Annotated in this window: 16 protein-coding genes; 6 read left to right on the top strand and 10 right to left on the bottom strand. The window is 73.3% G+C overall.

Features of this window, described 5'->3' with window-relative positions:
* Window positions 1-97: 97 nt before the first annotated feature.
* The gene (locus ACFWWU_RS33290) at window positions 98-1,111 is read right to left on the bottom strand and encodes an NAD-dependent epimerase/dehydratase family protein (protein ID WP_384151525.1); all 1,014 of its coding nucleotides are present in this window, start codon (window positions 1,109-1,111) and stop codon (window positions 98-100) included.
* Between the two features lie 251 nt (window positions 1,112-1,362).
* Here ACFWWU_RS33290 and ACFWWU_RS33285 point away from each other — a divergent pair, with 251 nt between their 5' ends.
* Both ACFWWU_RS33285 and ACFWWU_RS33280 read left to right on the top strand, forming a co-directional pair.
* Window positions 1,363-1,998, top strand: coding sequence for a hypothetical protein (locus ACFWWU_RS33285; protein WP_384151522.1), 636 nt, complete (start codon window positions 1,363-1,365; stop codon window positions 1,996-1,998).
* A gap of 50 nt (window positions 1,999-2,048) precedes the next feature.
* Window positions 2,049-3,494: a PepSY-associated TM helix domain-containing protein gene (locus ACFWWU_RS33280; protein ID WP_384151519.1), complete on the top strand. Its 1,446-nt coding sequence runs from the start codon at window positions 2,049-2,051 to the stop codon at window positions 3,492-3,494.
* 12 nt (window positions 3,495-3,506) lie between these two features.
* On the opposite strand, the gene ACFWWU_RS33275 is transcribed toward ACFWWU_RS33280, so the two are convergent.
* The 5 genes from ACFWWU_RS33275 to ACFWWU_RS33255 form a co-directional block, all read right to left on the bottom strand.
* Window positions 3,507-4,094: a winged helix-turn-helix domain-containing protein gene (locus ACFWWU_RS33275; RefSeq protein WP_384151516.1), complete on the bottom strand. Its 588-nt coding sequence runs from the start codon at window positions 4,092-4,094 to the stop codon at window positions 3,507-3,509.
* A gap of 105 nt (window positions 4,095-4,199) precedes the next feature.
* Window positions 4,200-4,322, bottom strand: coding sequence for a hypothetical protein (locus ACFWWU_RS33270; RefSeq protein WP_384151513.1), 123 nt, complete (start codon window positions 4,320-4,322; stop codon window positions 4,200-4,202).
* Window positions 4,323-4,476: 154 nt separating this feature from the next.
* Complete coding sequence (gene glnII / locus ACFWWU_RS33265) at window positions 4,477-5,508, bottom strand: glutamine synthetase (RefSeq protein ID WP_384151510.1); 1,032 nt, start codon at window positions 5,506-5,508, stop codon at window positions 4,477-4,479.
* Window positions 5,509-5,645: 137 nt separating this feature from the next.
* On the bottom strand, window positions 5,646-6,869 hold the full coding sequence (locus ACFWWU_RS33260) for a hypothetical protein (RefSeq protein ID WP_384151507.1): 1,224 nt from the start codon (window positions 6,867-6,869) through the stop codon (window positions 5,646-5,648).
* Window positions 6,866-8,329, bottom strand: a complete 1,464-nt coding sequence (locus ACFWWU_RS33255) for a hypothetical protein (RefSeq protein ID WP_384151504.1) — start codon at window positions 8,327-8,329, stop codon at window positions 6,866-6,868. The genes ACFWWU_RS33260 and ACFWWU_RS33255 overlap by 4 nt, the downstream gene beginning before the upstream one ends.
* 160 nt (window positions 8,330-8,489) lie before the next feature.
* Between ACFWWU_RS33255 and ACFWWU_RS33250 the strand changes: the two genes are divergently transcribed.
* Complete coding sequence (locus ACFWWU_RS33250; RefSeq protein WP_384151501.1) at window positions 8,490-9,410, top strand: Gfo/Idh/MocA family protein; 921 nt, start codon at window positions 8,490-8,492, stop codon at window positions 9,408-9,410.
* Here the strand turns inward: ACFWWU_RS33250 and ACFWWU_RS33245 are convergent.
* Both ACFWWU_RS33245 and ACFWWU_RS33240 read right to left on the bottom strand, forming a co-directional pair.
* Entirely contained in the window at window positions 9,386-10,837 is a 1,452-nt protein-coding gene (locus ACFWWU_RS33245) for a PLP-dependent aminotransferase family protein (RefSeq protein WP_384151498.1), read from the bottom strand. The genes ACFWWU_RS33250 and ACFWWU_RS33245 overlap by 25 nt on opposite strands.
* The gene (locus ACFWWU_RS33240) at window positions 10,834-11,277 is read right to left on the bottom strand and encodes a MarR family transcriptional regulator (RefSeq protein ID WP_384151706.1); all 444 of its coding nucleotides are present in this window, start codon (window positions 11,275-11,277) and stop codon (window positions 10,834-10,836) included. The genes ACFWWU_RS33245 and ACFWWU_RS33240 overlap by 4 nt, the downstream gene beginning before the upstream one ends.
* 75 nt (window positions 11,278-11,352) lie before the next feature.
* Between ACFWWU_RS33240 and ACFWWU_RS33235 the strand changes: the two genes are divergently transcribed.
* A complete protein-coding gene (locus ACFWWU_RS33235; protein ID WP_384151495.1) occupies window positions 11,353-12,213 on the top strand; it encodes an alpha/beta fold hydrolase in 861 nt (286 codons plus the stop codon).
* A gap of 21 nt (window positions 12,214-12,234) precedes the next feature.
* Here ACFWWU_RS33235 and ACFWWU_RS33230 read toward each other — a convergent pair whose 3' ends face one another.
* Window positions 12,235-12,594 carry an arsenate reductase family protein gene (locus ACFWWU_RS33230; RefSeq protein WP_384151492.1) on the bottom strand — a complete coding sequence of 120 codons (360 nt, stop codon included), beginning with the start codon at window positions 12,592-12,594 and terminating at the stop codon, window positions 12,235-12,237.
* 148 nt (window positions 12,595-12,742) lie between these two features.
* Here ACFWWU_RS33230 and ACFWWU_RS33225 point away from each other — a divergent pair, with 148 nt between their 5' ends.
* The gene (locus ACFWWU_RS33225) at window positions 12,743-13,018 is read left to right on the top strand and encodes a hypothetical protein (protein ID WP_024758496.1); all 276 of its coding nucleotides are present in this window, start codon (window positions 12,743-12,745) and stop codon (window positions 13,016-13,018) included.
* A gap of 86 nt (window positions 13,019-13,104) precedes the next feature.
* Here the strand turns inward: ACFWWU_RS33225 and glnA are convergent, their stop codons facing one another.
* Window positions 13,105-14,529 carry a type I glutamate--ammonia ligase gene (gene glnA, locus ACFWWU_RS33220; protein ID WP_384151489.1) on the bottom strand — a complete coding sequence of 475 codons (1,425 nt, stop codon included), beginning with the start codon at window positions 14,527-14,529 and terminating at the stop codon, window positions 13,105-13,107.
* Between the two features lie 221 nt (window positions 14,530-14,750).
* Between glnA and ACFWWU_RS33215 the strand changes: the two genes are divergently transcribed.
* Window positions 14,751-15,218 (top strand): RDD family protein, encoded by a 468-nt coding sequence (locus ACFWWU_RS33215; RefSeq protein WP_384151486.1) that lies wholly within the window; start codon window positions 14,751-14,753, stop codon window positions 15,216-15,218.
* Window positions 15,219-15,272 lie beyond the last annotated feature (54 nt).

Raw genomic sequence — 15,272 nt, 5'->3', positions numbered from 1 at the left:
TTCGTCAGCCGCCCCGACGTCAGTCGCCCCGACGCCAGCCGCCCCCAACGCCAGCCGCCCCGACGTCAGCCGCCCCCGACGCCAGTCGCCCCCGACGTCAGCTGCCCTCGTCGCCGGGCGCGTGCTTCGCCAGGAACTCCGCCTCCCGCTCGGGGGAGAGCCCGACCTCCGGCCGGTCGGGGCGCCTGGGCGCGACCCCGCCGAGCGATTCCAGCCACGCCCAGGTGTCCGCGACCGTCTCCGTGACCGGCCGGCAGCGCAGCCCGGCCGCGACCGCCCGGGAGACGTCGGCGGTGTGCATCGCGTCGTACATCTCGCCCGGCGGCAGCCACACGGGCAGTTCCGACCAGGGCTCGATCCCGGCCGCGAGGACCGCGTCCGGCTCCGCCCACCGCAGCTCGACGTCCGCGCCGGTCGCCCGCACGCACGCGTCGAGCAGCTCGCCCATGGTCGTGTGCCCGGGCGGCGAGACGAGGTTGTACGGCCCCGAGAGCCCGGCCGCCACCGCGTCGAGCGTCCACTCGGCGAGGTCGCGGGCGTCGACGTACTGGAGGGGGAGCGTGCGCGGCCCGGGGGCCAGGACCGGCCCGCCGCGCGCGATCCGGCCCAGCCACCAGGGGAGCCGGCCGACGTTCTCGTACGGGCCGATGATCAGGCCCGCGCGGACGTGCAGCGTCCGGTCCGCCCCGAAGGCGGCCGTGGCGGCGAGCTCGCCGCCCATCTTGGCCTCCGCGTACGGCACGTCCCCGGCGTCCGGCGAACCCTCCACCAGCGGGCCGTCCTCCCCGAGTCCGGCGGCCGGCGGCCAGGAGTAGACGGAGCGGCTCGACACGTACGCGTACCGCCCGACCCGGTCCGCGAGCAGCCGCGCCGCGTCCCGGACCGCCGTGGGCGCGGCCGACCAGGTGTCCACGACGGCGTCCCAGGAACCGGTGGCGAGAGCGGCGAGCCCGTCCGGGCCGGTGGTGCGGTCACCGAGCAGGGAGCGGACACCGGCCGGGGGCTCGTGGCGGCCGCGGTGGAAGACCGTCACCTCCCAGCCCCGGTCGAGCGCCGCCTCGACGACCGCGCGACCCACGAACTCCGTACCACCGAGAATCAGCAATTTCATGATCGAAGACTGCCTCGGAGAGGGCGGTCGGGGCCAGGGGATTCCGCTCCGGGAGGATTCCGCCGGGGGAGGATTCCGCCGGGGGAGGAACGCACCGGGCGGGACGGTGGGGCGGGAGGGGGTCTGTTCGGCCGGTTGGCGGGATGACACCATGGCGGGCGATGACGGATGCCCGGTCGCCCCTGCGCGCCCTGCGAGCCGCACTGTTCGCGGTGGTGTGCGTGACCTTGGCAGCCGTGGGGCATTCGTCCATGTCTGCCCATCGGCTGCCGGCGCTCGGCCTGCTCGGCGCCTTCGCCGCGACGGCGGTCGCCGCCTGGGCCGCGGCCGGACGCCGCCGGGGCGTGCCGACGATCGCGGGCGCCATGCTCGTCCTCCAGGGTGCGCTGCACCTGCTGTTCTCGATGGCCGGTTCGCACCCGCCGGCGCACGCCGCGAGCGACGCGACGGCGGCGGTCATGACGCACCCGCACACCATGAGGACCGGCCACGCCGCCATGGATCCCACGGACTCCACGGGCCTCATGGGATCGACCGGGCCGACCGGCATGGGCACCGACCTCGGAACCGGCCTGGGAACCGGTATGGACTCCGACACGGGCATGCTCGCCGTCCACCTCCTCGCCGCGCTCCTCTGCGGCCTCTGGCTGGCCCACGGCGAAGCCGCGTTCTTCAGGGTCGCCGAGGCGGCCCTCGCGTACGCGTTCACCCCGCTGCGCCTGCTGTGCGCCCGCGTCCGCGTCCCCGACGTCCCGCGCGGCCCGGTCCGCAGGGCACGCGGGAAGGCCCACCGCCCCCACACCGTCGTCCTCGCCCACACGGTCTCCCGGCGCGGCCCGCCCCGGCTGTCCGTACCCCGCGCCACGACCCTCGGAGCACACGTCTGACACCGGGGGTCTCCTCCCGTTGTCCACGTCGACTCCAAGGACGGTCCTTCATGACCATCGACGACCCCGCACGCCCGGAAACCACCGAGGCGCCACCGTCGGAGACACCCGGAACCACCGCTCCGCGCAGGACGAGCACCTGGAGCGCCCTGCGCCCCCTCGTCCTGCGTCTCCACTTCTTCGCGGGCGTCCTCGTCGCCCCGTTCCTCCTCGTGGCCGCCGCCAGCGGCCTGCTCTACGCGCTCTCCTTCCAGGCCGAGAAGGTGATCTACGCGCACGAGCTGGAGGTCCCGGTCGGCGACACCACCCTGCCGCTCTCGCAGCAGGTGAACATCGCCCGCAAGGTCAACCCCGACGGCACCGTCACCGCCGTCTGGCCCGGCGCCGAACCGGACGCCACCACCCGGGTCCTGATGGCCGACCCGGACGGCCCCGAGGGCACGTCGCTCGCCGTCTTCGTCGACCCGTACACCGGGGACGTCCGCGGGCAGCTGCCCAGCTTCGGCAGCTCCGGCGCCCTGCCGCTGCGCACCTGGATCGACGGTCTCCACGCCGATCTGCACCTCGGCGAACTCGGCCGCAACTACAGCGAACTGGCCGCCAGCTGGCTGTGGGTGATCGCCCTCGGCGGTCTGGCGCTCTGGCTCGGCCGCCGCAGGAAGAACCGCCGCGCGCTGTTCGTCCCCGAGGGCGGCCCGAAGTCCCGCCGCCGCACGCTCTCCTGGCACGGCTCGGTCGGCCTGTGGGCCGTGACCGGGCTCGTCCTGCTCTCCGCGACCGGCCTGACCTGGTCGCGGTACGCGGGCGAGAACATCGGCGTCGTCCAGGACGGCCTCGGCGGCGCGACCCCCACCCTCACCGCGACCCTCGACGGCGGCGCCGGCGCCGGCTCGGAGCACGAGGGGCACGGCGCGGGCCACCAGCCGGGCGGCACCACCGCCCAGGGCCCGGACATCGGCGTCGACAAGGCCGTCGAGGCGGCCCGCGCGGCCGGCATCGACAGCCCGAGCGTCTCGGTCGTCCTGCCCGCCGACGGCAAGGGGTACGTGGTCAAGGAGACCGACACGCAGTTCCCGCTCCAGCTGGACTCGGTGGCCGTGGACCCGGCGGACGGCACGGTCCTCGACCGCCTCGCCTTCGCCGACTACCCGCTCCTCGCCAAGCTGACCCGGATAGGCATCGACGCGCACACCGGCGTGTTCCTCGGCCTGTTCAACCAGCTGGCGCTCGCGGCCCTCGCGCTCTCCCTGATCCTGCTGATCCTCTGGGGCTACCGCATGTGGTGGCAGCGCCGCCCGGGCCACCCGGTGGCGCGCGGGGCCTGGCGCAAGGTCCCGGTGACGATGCTGCTGCCGCTCGCGGCGGCCACGGCGCTGGCCGGCTGGTTCGTCCCGCTGCTCGGCCTCAGCCTGCTGCTGTTCCTGGCCGTGGACCTCACCCTCGCCCTGGTGGCGAAGCTGAAGGCGAGGTCCACCCGAACCACCCGCACCACCTGATCGACTCCAGGATCAGGGCGTGTACTTGTAGCCGACCCGCCGCACGGTCTGGATCGTGTGGCGGTGCTCGGCGCCCAGCTTCCGGCGCAGCCGGGCCACGTGCACGTCGACCGTACGACCGTCGCCGACGTGTCCGTACCCCCACACCGTCGTGACCAACTGGTCGCGGGTGTGCACCCGGTGGGGGTGCGCCACCAGATGGGCGAGGAGCTCGAACTCCAGATACGTCAGGTCGAGCTCCTCCCCGTCCACGACGGCGATCCGCCGGACCCCGTCGATGGCCACCGGACCCTGCTCCTCCGCCGCCACGGGCGGCGCGGGGACGGGGGCGGCCACGGGCGCCTGCGGCTGCTGATCGGCCGGTACGAGCACGAGGTAGCCGACCATCGGCGGGCGGCCCGGCAGCGTCGGCAGCGCGTGCTGCGGCGCGGGCAGCAGCGTGGCGCCGGGCGGCAGGAGCTCCGCCACCTGGGAGAGCGGGAAGAGCGGAGAGAGCGGCGAGAGCGGGGGGAGTCCGGCGACCTCGTTGGGGTCGACGGCCCGGAGCCGGTGCCGGCCGGGACGGACGGCGGTGAGGGGAGCACTCTGGATGTGGGCCATGGCGGGTCAGCTCTTTCGCGCGGAGAAACGAACGGACAGGTGTCGTACGTCAGTCGTCGTGCGCGTCGGCCGAAGGCCGGGATCGGACCGTACCGATCGGGGGCTTTAGAGGGCCGACGCGTTCCTCGCGCGGCAACAGACCCGGTCGAAGTCGTCGTGCTGCCGGGAAGGCCAGAACGGCTCGAGGTCGTAGCGACCCGTCGCGGTCTCGTTCTTCATCGTGGCCATTTCCCTATTGAACCAGAAGGGAATGCCCCCGACGAGCCTTTCCCCGGCCAAACCCCGTGTCATCCATCCCACATGACGGAAGAGGCGCCCACCGTACGAACGGTGGGCGCCTCTTCCGAAGTGCGTGTGGATCGCGGTCCGAAGGACCGGACGATCAGACCTGGCCGGCCTTCTCCAGGGCCTCGCAGCAGGTGTCCACCAGCAGGCGGGTCACCACGTACGGGTCCACGTTCGCGTTCGGGCGACGGTCCTCGATGTAGCCCTTCTGGTCCTGCTCGACCTGCCACGGGATACGGACCGAGGCGCCGCGGTCCGAGACGCCGTAGGAGTACTTGTCCCACGGGGCGGTCTCGTGCAGACCCGTCAGGCGGTCGTCGATGCCGGCGCCGTAGTTCTTGACGTGGTCGAGCGGCTTCGAGCCCTCGCCGAGGGACTCGGCGGCGGTGATGATCGCGTCGTAACCCTCGCGCATCGCCTTGGTGGAGAAGTTGGTGTGCGCGCCCGCGCCGTTCCAGTCGCCCTTCACCGGCTTCGGGTCCAGGGTCGCGGAGACCTTGAAGTCCTCGGCCGTGCGGTACAGCAGCCAGCGGGCCACCCACAGCTGGTCCGAGACCGTGAGGGGAGCCAGCGGGCCGACCTGGAACTCCCACTGGCCCGGCATGACCTCGGCGTTGATGCCGGAGATGCCCAGACCCGCGGTGAGGCAGTTCTCCAGGTGCGCCTCGACGACGTCACGGCCGAAGATCTCGTCCGAGCCGACGCCGCAGTAGTAGCCGCCCTGCGCGGCGGGGAAGCCGCCGACGGGGAAGCCGAGCGGGCGGTCGCCCTCGAAGAAGGTGTACTCCTGCTCGATGCCGAAGATCGGCTCCTGCGCGGCGTACTTCGCGGCGACCTCGGCGAGCGCGGCACGCGTGTTGGACTCGTGCGGCGTCATGTCCGTGTTGAGGACCTCGCACAGCACCAGGATGTCGTCGCCACCGCGGATCGGGTCCGGGCAGACGAAGACCGGCTTGAGGACACGGTCCGAGGCGTGGCCCTTGGCCTGGTTCGTGCTGGAACCGTCGAAGCCCCAGATCGGCAGCTCGTCGAGCGCGGCGCCCCCGTCCACGATGATCTTCGTCTTCGAACGAAGCTTCGCGGTCGGCTCGGTGCCGTCGATCCAGATGTACTCAGCCTTGAAGGTCACGGGCCTCATCCTTTGGGCGTGCTGCTGCGGGTGCGCGGCGGCTCGCGGCGCTGCGAGAAGCTGCGGTGTCTGTGTCCGGTCGCAGCTTCGCAACACGGGATTTCCCGTCGGTTGCCCGTTTGTGAACCCCGTGTTACTCAGCCTTCCTCTTTTTCCCGCGTACGCCGTGCGACGACGTGCGCGTCGAGCAGCGCCCCGAGCCCCGCCGCCTCGATCCGGCGCACCACCTCCGCGTACGAGGTGCCGAGGGCCTCCGCCGTTCGCCCCAGGTGCCAGTCGTGGTCCGCGAGCGTCCGCAGCAGGTGCCCCTTCCGGATCTGCTTCTCGGAGAGCCGGAAGGTCTTCAGATAGGCCGCCCGCCCCTTGTGGTCGGTGATCAGCTCGCCGATGTGCTGCTCCCGCCCGTCCCGTAGGAACGGCGGCAGGAACCGGTGCAGGTCGAAGTCCCCCATCCGGTGCACCCGCTCGAAGGCGTACGAGGTCTCCAGGAGGTCCCGCGCCATGAGCCCGTCGTGCGCCTCGGCCCAGGCCCGCTCCTGCTCCCGCGCCGCCGCCCGCAGGTCCGCGAGCGTACGGATGCCGCCGGCGCCGTCCCGGATCCGCGCCGTGAACTCCGGCACCGGCCCGCCGTAGTACGCGTACTGGTGGACCAGCTCCCCGTACAGGTCCTCGACGAGCGTCGGATGCAGCAGGCGGTAGTCGTCCGGATGCGGGACGACGAATGCCGCGGCCAGCGCGTCGGCCACGTACAGGAGCAGCCCGCACTGGCCCGGATGGAGCTCGAAGATCCGCAGGGCCTCCGCGAGCCCGGGCACCGTCCAGCCCGCGTACGCCGCCTCGGCGCGCGGCGAGAGGCCGTGCCCGAGGGCCTTCCGGGACCAGTCGTCCCAGACCACGGACGGCCCGCCGAAGTGCAACGCGAGATACCCCTCAAGGGCGAGGTGGAGCGGCAGGAAGCGCAGCCGCCGCTCGCCCTGCCGCCGCTTGGCCAGCCGGTGGACGCGGCGCACGGGCACGCACGGGGGCGCGCCCTCGCCGCCGAGCAGGGTCCCGTAGGCGGCGGACTCCGTACCCGCTTGGACACCGGCCCCCGCGCCCGTCCCCGCGCCCGTCCCCGCACCCGTGCCCGTCCCCGCACCCGTGCCCGCGCCCGTCCAGTCGGCGACGAAGCCGTGCGGTACGTACGAGGTGTAGGTCGTCCGGTTCCCGAGGTCCACGGCACCGAGGCCCGAGCCCTCGTACAGCTCCCGGCGCAGCCGCAGCCCGGCCACCGGCTCGGCCCGCACCAGCGGCACGATCCGCACCCCGCCCCACACCTGCGCGGGCCGGACGTCGAGCCCGGTCAGATCGATCCGCGTCATCCCCCGGCCTCCTTCAGGAACAGCTCCACGCGCCGGTCCAGATAGGCCCCCAGCTCCGCGAGCCCCGTCCGTCCCTCCGCGAACTGCGCGATCTCCACCAGGGCCGCCAGATCCTCCGCGTCCCGGATCCCGGCGGTCGGCACGCTCGGCGCCAGCCGGCGCACGTCGAAGCCCTCGGCGTCGTATACGGGGTTGAGGTGGACGACACTCGTCCGCCGCCCCGGATCGAGCCGCGACCGCCACACCCGCAGGACTTCGCCCGCGAGTCCCGGCGGGGCGTTGTCCCAGCCGTCCGAGACGATCACCACCCGGTCGGGGCCGGTCTCCAGGGCGTCCAGGATCCGCAGGCCGAGCGGGGTCGGCCCGGACGGCCGGACGAGCAGCGGATCGGAGCCGCCCGACGTCCACAGCGCGGTGTACGCGCCCGGCGCCGCGAGGGCCTCAAGAAGGAAGTGGCAGCCCAGCGCGACGGCCAGCGGACGGCGCCGCTTCACCGCCGAACCGGAGGAGGAGAAGCTGTCGTCGAGGACGGCGGCGACCCGCCCCCAGCTCCCCGCGTACGGGCCGGCCGCGCGCCGGGCGGCGGCGCGCAGCGCGTGCGTCAGCTCGGCCCGCCGCTCCACCCGCTCACCGAACGGCAGCGCGAGGACGTACAGGGCGAGCCGGGTGAGCGGCATGACGGTCAGGTCGGCGGCCCGCTCCGTCCTGAGCTGCTCAAGGCGTGTCATCCGGGGCGCGATCCGCTCCAGGAACAGGGCGCGTGGCACCTTGTGCCGCGCGGCGAAGCCCTCGGCGACCGTGAACGGCAGCTCGTACAGCGCGCCCTGCTCGTAGTGCGCGCGGCGGTACGCGTCGAGGGTGGCGTTCCCGTACCGGACGCGGCGGCCCGGCGCGAAGAGGAAGTCGCCGGTCTCGGGGTCGGCCGGCCGGCCGTGGACGTGCCGGAGGGCGGCCTTCACCCCGGGCCGGTACTTCACGGCGTCCAGCGCGGGATCGGGCCGGGCGGCGATCCACGCGCGCACGATCGCGCGCGTGCGGCGGTTGTTGACCCCGGCGGCGCGCAGCGCGCGGAACAGCCGGTAGACGCGCTGCGGCGGCAGCAGCGCGAGCCGCGCGGCGATCAGCCGCCCCTCGGCCCGCTTCGCCTCGGGCCCGCCGGCCTCGTGGGGCGTGCGCAGCAGCTGTTCGACGATGAGGGCGGCGTTGTGGTGGTTGATGTCGAGGGCGAGCGCGGCCGCGTACACGGGGCGGTAGTTGACCCGTACGTACTCGTGGACGAACCGCAGAGAGAAGCGCTGCGCGGCGGCGGAGGAGCGGAACTCGCGCTGGCCGGTGGCGGTCACGGCGGCGTTGACGAAGAGGAGCACGTCCTCGGCGGCGACGAGCTCGGACAAGGCTCTCCCCTTCTCGTGGGCGCCGGCCGGGGAATGGGGGCACGAACAGCGAAGACGTTGCTTCATAGGCAGGTTCCGGAAGTCGCACCGAAGTCCCGCGGCCGGCGGGAAGACGCTAACACCGGGGAGGGGGAGGCCCGCCACCGGATTACGGGACCGGGACAGGCCCCTCGCCGTCCCCCTCGCTCTCCCCCTCCCTGTCAGAGGCACCAGGCAGACTGGGGGCATGGCGAAGCACCCGGGCCTGAAGCCCCGTATCGGACTCCTCGGCACCGGCCCCTGGGCCGCCCGTACGCACGCGCCCGCGCTCGCCGGGCATCCGGGCGTCGAGTTCGCCGGGGTGTGGGGCAGACGCCCGGAGGCGGCGGAGGCGCTCGCCGCCGCGTCCGGCACGCGCGCGTACGACGACGTGGACGCCCTCTTCGCGGCCAGCGACGCCGTGGCCTTCGCGCTGCCGCCGGACGTCCAGGCCCCGCTGGCGGTGCGGGCGGCGGAGGCCGGCTGCCACGTCCTGCTCGACAAGCCGGTCGCCACGACGGTGGCGGCGGCCCGCGAGATCGCCGAAGCGACGGAGAAGGCCGGAGTCGCGTCCATCGTGTTCTGCACACTCCGCTTCGCGGAGACGACGGCCCGCTGGATCGAGGAGCAGACGGCGGCGGGCGGCTGGTTCCTGGGCGAGGCGCACTGGCTGGGCTCGCTCTACGGCCCCGGTTCCGCCAGCGCGTACGCCGCCTCGCCCTGGCGCCGGGAGAAGGGCGGACTGTGGGACGTCGGCCCGCACGTCCTCTCCGTCTACCTGCCGGTCCTCGGCGACGTCACCGCGATCACGGCCGTGCCGGGCCCGGCGGACACCCACCACCTGGTCCTGCGCCACGGCTCCGGCGCGAGCAGCACGGCCACCCTGACGCTGAGCGCCCCACCCGAGGCGGCGGAGGTGACGCTCTCCCTGCACGGCACCCGGGGCCGGGCCGAACTGCCCCGCTGGGGAGGAGCGGTGGACGCCTTCGCCGCGGCCGTGGACGCCCTGTTCACGGCGGCCCGCACCGGGGAGCCGCACCCGTGCGACGCCCGCTTCGGCCTGCGCCTGACCGAGATCCTGACGGAGGCGGAGCGGCTCGCCGCTCAGAGCGCGGTGGACAAGGCCTGACACAGCGCGTCCAGGGCGGCCGGGTACAGCCGGTCCGGCGGTGTGGCGTAGCCGACGACGAGGCCGTCGGGGAGGGCCCGGCCCCGCGCCTCCGGGTGCCGGTAGTCGGACAGGCCCTCCACGGCGACCCCGTGGCGGGCCGCGGCGGCGACGGCCACCCGCTCCGTCCCCGGGGGCAGTTCCACGAGGGCGTGCAGCCCGGCGGCGAGACCGGTCACCCGTACCCGCGGCACGCGCTCCGCGAGCACCGAAGCCAGTCGGTCGCGCCGCACGCGGTGGTGCTGGCGCATCCGCCGGACGTGCCGGTCGTACGCGCCGGAGTCGACGAACTCCGCGAGCGTGAGCTGCTCCGTCGCCGACGTGTGCGGTTCGCGCAGGCCCTTCGCCTCGACGACCCCGTCCACGAGGGCCTCCGGCAGGCACATCCAGCCGATCCGCAGCGCGGGGGAGAGGCTCTTGCTGACGGAGCCGAGGAGGACGGTCCGGTCGGGGTCGAGGCTCTGGACGGCGCCCACCGGCCGCCGGTCGTAGCGGAACTCGCCGTCGTAGTCGTCCTCCACGACGAGCCCGCCGGAGCGCCGCGCCCACTCCAGGACGCCGGCCCGGCGTTCGGGGTGGAGCGGCCCGCCGGTGGGGAACTGATGGGCGGGGGTGAGCAGGACGGTGCCCGCCTCCGGGGGGATCTCCGCGACGCGGGCCCCGTCCTCGTCGACGGCCAGCGGCAGCGTGTGGATGCCCGCCTCGCTCAGCAGCCCCTGGTGGTAGGGGAGTCCGTAGGCCTCGACGGACCAGGGCCGCGGAGGCGCCTTGTGGGCGGCCGTCTGGCGGGCGGGTTTCTCACGGGCGTGCGTCGCCAGGGGAACGCGCGCCAGGAGCCGCAGGGCGTGCGCGGTGCCGGAGCAGACCACGATCCGGTCCGGGGTGGTCCGTACGCCCCGGACCCGTGCGAGGTACGCGGCGAGGGCCTGGCGCAGTTCGATCCGGCCGCGCGGGTCCCCGACGCCGAAGGCCTCGTGGGGCGCCGCGGTCAGCGCCCGCCGGGCGGCCGCCAGCCAGGCCGCGCGCGGGAAGGCGCCGGGGTCGGGCTTGCCCTGGACGAGGTCGAACGGGAGTGCTTCCGGCGCGGCGGGCCGGGCCGGCCCGGGGGCCGGTGCGAGGACCCGCTCGGCCACCCGGGTCCCGGAGCCCTGGCGGGAGGTCAGCCAGCCCTCGGCGACCAGCTCGGCGTAGGCGTCGGCGACGGTGTTCCGGGCGATCCCGAGGTCGGCTGCGAGCGACCGGTAGGGCGGCAGCGGCGTTCCGGGTGCGAGGCGCCCGCTCCGCACGGCCTCGCGCAGCGCCCCGATGAGCACGGCCCGCCGACTACCCCTCCCACCGAGCTCCAGATGCAGATCGACCCCGAGCCCGCCGGTGAACTCCCCGCTCACCGCGCCTCCTTCTCGCTGTCGGCGCTCAGGACGTCCCGGACACCCGTCAGGAACCGCCGTACCGCCTCGGTCTCGCTCTCGCCGAACGTGCCGAGCAGCGCCACGGTCCCGTCGACGATCGGCCCGAAGTGGGCGCGGCCCAGCTCCTTCGCGCGCTCCTCCACCGTCAGCAGCACGCGCCGCCGGTCGCGGACGTCCCGCACCCGGGCCACGTGGCCGAGCCGTTCGAGCCGGTCGACGACGGCGGTCGTCCCGGCCGAGTTGAGCCCAAGGCCCTCCCCGAGCCGGCCGGCGGTCGCGTCGGTGCCGGCGCGCTCGGCGTCGAGGAGCCAGATCAGGGCGCGGACGTCCGTCGGGTGCATGCCGTTGCGGGCGGCGAACTCGGTCTGCCGCAGGCCGTATTCGACGGTGACCTCGCGCAGCAGATGAAAGATGCGCATCTCGGGTGACTCGGTCACCGCGTCCTCCTATTATCTCGTTCGGCGAGATTATTGCCCAGCGAGAGGACCTGTGTCATGTCCCGCGCCCACGATCCCCGCTCCACCGCCGCCTTCGACCGGGCCCACGACGCGCTCCTCGCGACGTGGCCCCGCCCCACGACCGCCGAGCGGATCCCCACCCCCCACGGCACCACGCACGTCCTCCGCCACGGAGCCGAGGACGGCCCGCCCGTCCTCCTCCTGCCCGGCGGCGGGGCCACCGCGGCCTCCTGGCGCACGACGGCCGCCGCACTCGGCGCGACGCACCGGGTCCACGCCGTCGACCTCGTCGGCGGACCGGGCCGCAGCCGCCCGGGCCGTCGCCCGATCCGTACCGCCGCGGACCTCACGTCCTGGCTCGACGCCCTGCTCGACGGCCTCGGGCTCGCCTCGGCGGCCTTCTGTGGCCACTCGTACGGGGCGTGGATCACGCTCACGTACGCGCTCGCCGCCCCGGACCGGACCGACCGCCTCGCCCTGCTCGACCCGACCGGCTGCTTCGCCGGCTTCAGGCCGGACTACCTGCTCCGGGCCCTGCCGACGCTGCTGCGCCCGACGCCCGCGCGGACGGAGGCCTTCCTGGCCTGGGAGACGGGTGGTGCGGAGCACGACCCGGCGGTACGGCGCCTCGACGCCCTGGCGGCGGGGCTCCCGAGGCACCGCCCGGTCACGGGCCCCCGCCCGAAACCGGCCGCACTGGCGGCCCTCCGCCCCCCGACGCTCCTCCTCGTCGCGGAACGGAGCCGCGCCCACGACCCGGCCCGGGTGGCGGCGAGGGCGAGGGCGACGGTCCCCGGCATCGAGACGCACGTGCTTCCCGGGGCGACACACCACACGCTCCCGTCGGCACTCGCCGCCGCGGACCTGAAGAGGATCGACGAGTTCCTGAAGCGCTGACCGACAGGCCCGAAGCGCCGGCTAACGGGACAGGGCGTCCCGCACGGCCTCCTCCGACCGGGCCACGACGGCCGTGCCGTCCTCCGCCGTGATGATCGGCCGTTGGATCAGCTTGGGGTGCCCGGCGAGCGCCTCGATCCAGCGGTCCCGGTTCGCCGTGTCCCGGGGCCACTCCTTCACGCCCAGCTCCTTGGCGACGGCCTCCGACGTCCGTGTGATGTCCCACGGTTCGAGCCCGAGCCGGTCGAGCACCTGCCGGATCTCCTCGGGCGAGGGCACGTCCTCCAGGTAGCGCCGCACGGTGTAGTCGGCGCCCTCCGCGTCGAGGAGGGTGAGGGCGCTGCGGCACTTGGAACAGGCGGGATTGATCCAGATCTCCATGCCTCCCACGGTACCCCCCAGACCTCGCTCCACCACCCCCCAAACCCTGCCTGGCCAGGGGCGATTGTCAGTGGGGGCCACTAAAATAAGGGGTGAAGGTGAGGGTCCCGGGGAGGGCCCGCACCCACCGTTCGCCAGGAGGTAGCCCATGGCGCTCGCCGTGATCCGGACACCGTCCCTCGAACCCTGGAAGCCGCTCCAGAGGAAGCCGCTCCCCGCGGGCCGCCCCCGCGAGTGGTACGTGACGCACAACCGCCGCCTGAAGGCGATGCGTCTCGCGATCGCCCTCCTCGACGCCGGCGTCTACGTCCCGTCGAAGGCCACGAACGCGACGATACGCACGACGGCCGCCGACATCGGCATCCACCCGCCCTCCGACACCACCTGCCGCATGGTCCGCGCCCTGATCCGCTACGGCCGCTGACCCCGTAGGGAGAGGCGAGGAACGGCGAAGGCCGCCGCACCCGGGATTCCGGGTGCGACGGCCTTCACTCGTGAGGCGCGTCCGGCTTAGAGGTCGAAGTAGAGCTCGAACTCGTGCGGGTGCGGGCGCAGCTGGATCGGGGCGATCTCGTGGGTGCGCTTGTAGTCGATCCACGTCTCGATCAGGTCGGACGTGAAGACGCCACCGGCCTGCAGGTACTCGTTGTCCTCCTCCAGGGCGGAGAGGACGGCCTCCAGGTTGGTGGGGACCTGCGGGACGTTGGCGTGCTCCTCGGGAGCCAGCTCGTACAGGTCCTTGTCGATCGGCTCCATCGGCTCGATCTTGTTCTTGACGCCGTCGAGGCCCGCGAGGAGCAGCGCCGAGAAGGCGAGGTACGGGTTCGAGGACGGGTCCGGCGCGCGGAACTCGACGCGCTTGGCCTTCGGGTTCGAGCCCGTGATCGGGATGCGCATGGCGGCGGAGCGGTTGCGCTGCGAGTACACCATGTTGACCGGGGCCTCGAAGCCCGGGACCAGGCGGTGGTACGAGTTCACCGTCGGGTTGGTGAAGGCGAGCAGCGACGGCGCGTGCTTGAGGATGCCGCCGATGTAGTAGCGGGCGGTGTCCGAGAGGCCCGCGTAGCCCGTCTCGTCGTAGAACAGCGGGTCGCCGTTCGCCCACAGCGACTGGTGGACGTGCATGCCCGAGCCGTTGTCGCCGAAGATCGGCTTCGGCATGAAGGTCGCGGTCTTGCCGTTGCGCCAGGCGACGTTCTTCACGATGTACTTGAAGAGCATCAGGTCGTCGGCCGCGGCGAGCAGCGTGTTGAACTTGTAGTTGATCTCGGCCTGGCCGGCGGTGCCGACCTCGTGGTGCTGGCGCTCGACCTGGAGGCCGACGTTCTCCAGCTCCAGGGAGATCTCCGAACGCAGGTCGGCGAAGTGGTCGACCGGCGGGGCGGGGAAGTAGCCGCCCTTGTAGCGGACCTTGTAACCGCGGTTGTTCTCCTCCGAACCGGTGTTCCAGGCGCCGGCCTCGGAGTCGATGTGGTAGAAGCCCTGGTTCGCCGAGGTCTCGAAGCGCACCGAGTCGAAGACGTAGAACTCCGCCTCGGGGCCGAAGTAGGCGGTGTCGGCGATGCCGGTGGAGGCGAGGTACGCCTCGGCCTTCTTCGCGATGTTCCGCGGGTCACGGCTGTACTGCTCGCCCGTGATCGGGTCGTGGATGAAGAAGTTGATGTTCAGCGTCTTGTCGCGGCGGAAGGGGTCCACACGGGCCGTCGACAGGTCGGCGCGGAGCGACATGTCGGACTCGTGGATCGCCTGGAAGCCGCGGATCGACGAGCCGTCGAAGGCGAGCTCCTCCGCCGGGTCGAAGGCCGTCGCCGGGATCGTGAAGTGCTGCATCACGCCCGGAAGGTCGCAGAACCGGACGTCGACCATCTTGACGTCGTTGTCCTTGATGAACTTCTTGACCTCGTCGGCGTTCTGGAACCCGTGCTTCTCGGACATCCAACTCCTCCTACTCCCGGCCCGGGGAGGGGCGGGGTTGCAGCTCGGTCGTGCGGCCAGTGCGGTGGCACACGCTGGACCCGACCATAGGCAGACGGGATTTCTCCAGCATGACCCATTTGTTTCGTCGAAGTTAACCGGAGCGGGTGTGCGGCGCCCTGCGACGTGCCCAGGCCGACCCGGACGGAAGTGATCGAAAACGGGCGCAGTACCGTGGTCGGGTGGACAACAGGCAAGCACTCGGATCGTGGCTCTCCGGCCCCCGTGCCGCGGCGGAGCAAGCAGGCGTGGACTTCGGTTACCGGGGTCAGCAGCTGGGACTCCCCGAGGAGGGACCCGGCTCGATCGCCCGCCCGGGCCGCCGACTGGGCGCCCTCGCCGTCGACTGGGCCCTGTGCCTCCTGATCGCATACGGCCTGATCACCGACAGCTATAGCCAGGCGACCAGCAACTGGGCGCTCGGCCTCCTGCTCGTCCTGAGCGTGCTGACGGTCGGCACCATCGGCTCGACGCCCGGCAAGCGCCTCTTCGGTCTGCGGGTCGTCTCGGTGAACGGGGGCCGGCTGAGCCTCCCGCGCGTGGTCATCCGCTCCGTGCTCGTCTGCCTCGCCGTCCCGGCCCTCATCTGGGACCGCGACGGTCGCGGCCTGCACGACCGCCTCTCCGGCGCCGTCCAGGTCCGTACCTGATCCCCCGAGTACGAGTGAAGGGCCCCGGACCGTGTGGTCCGGGGCCCTTCACTC

Origin of the sequence: Streptomyces sp. NPDC058650, from assembly GCF_042717315.1 — a bacterium.
Taxonomy (GTDB): domain Bacteria; phylum Actinomycetota; class Actinomycetes; order Streptomycetales; family Streptomycetaceae; genus Streptomyces.
Note: the sequence above shows the minus strand (reverse complement) of the source record. Positions and strands in the feature narration are given on the sequence as shown.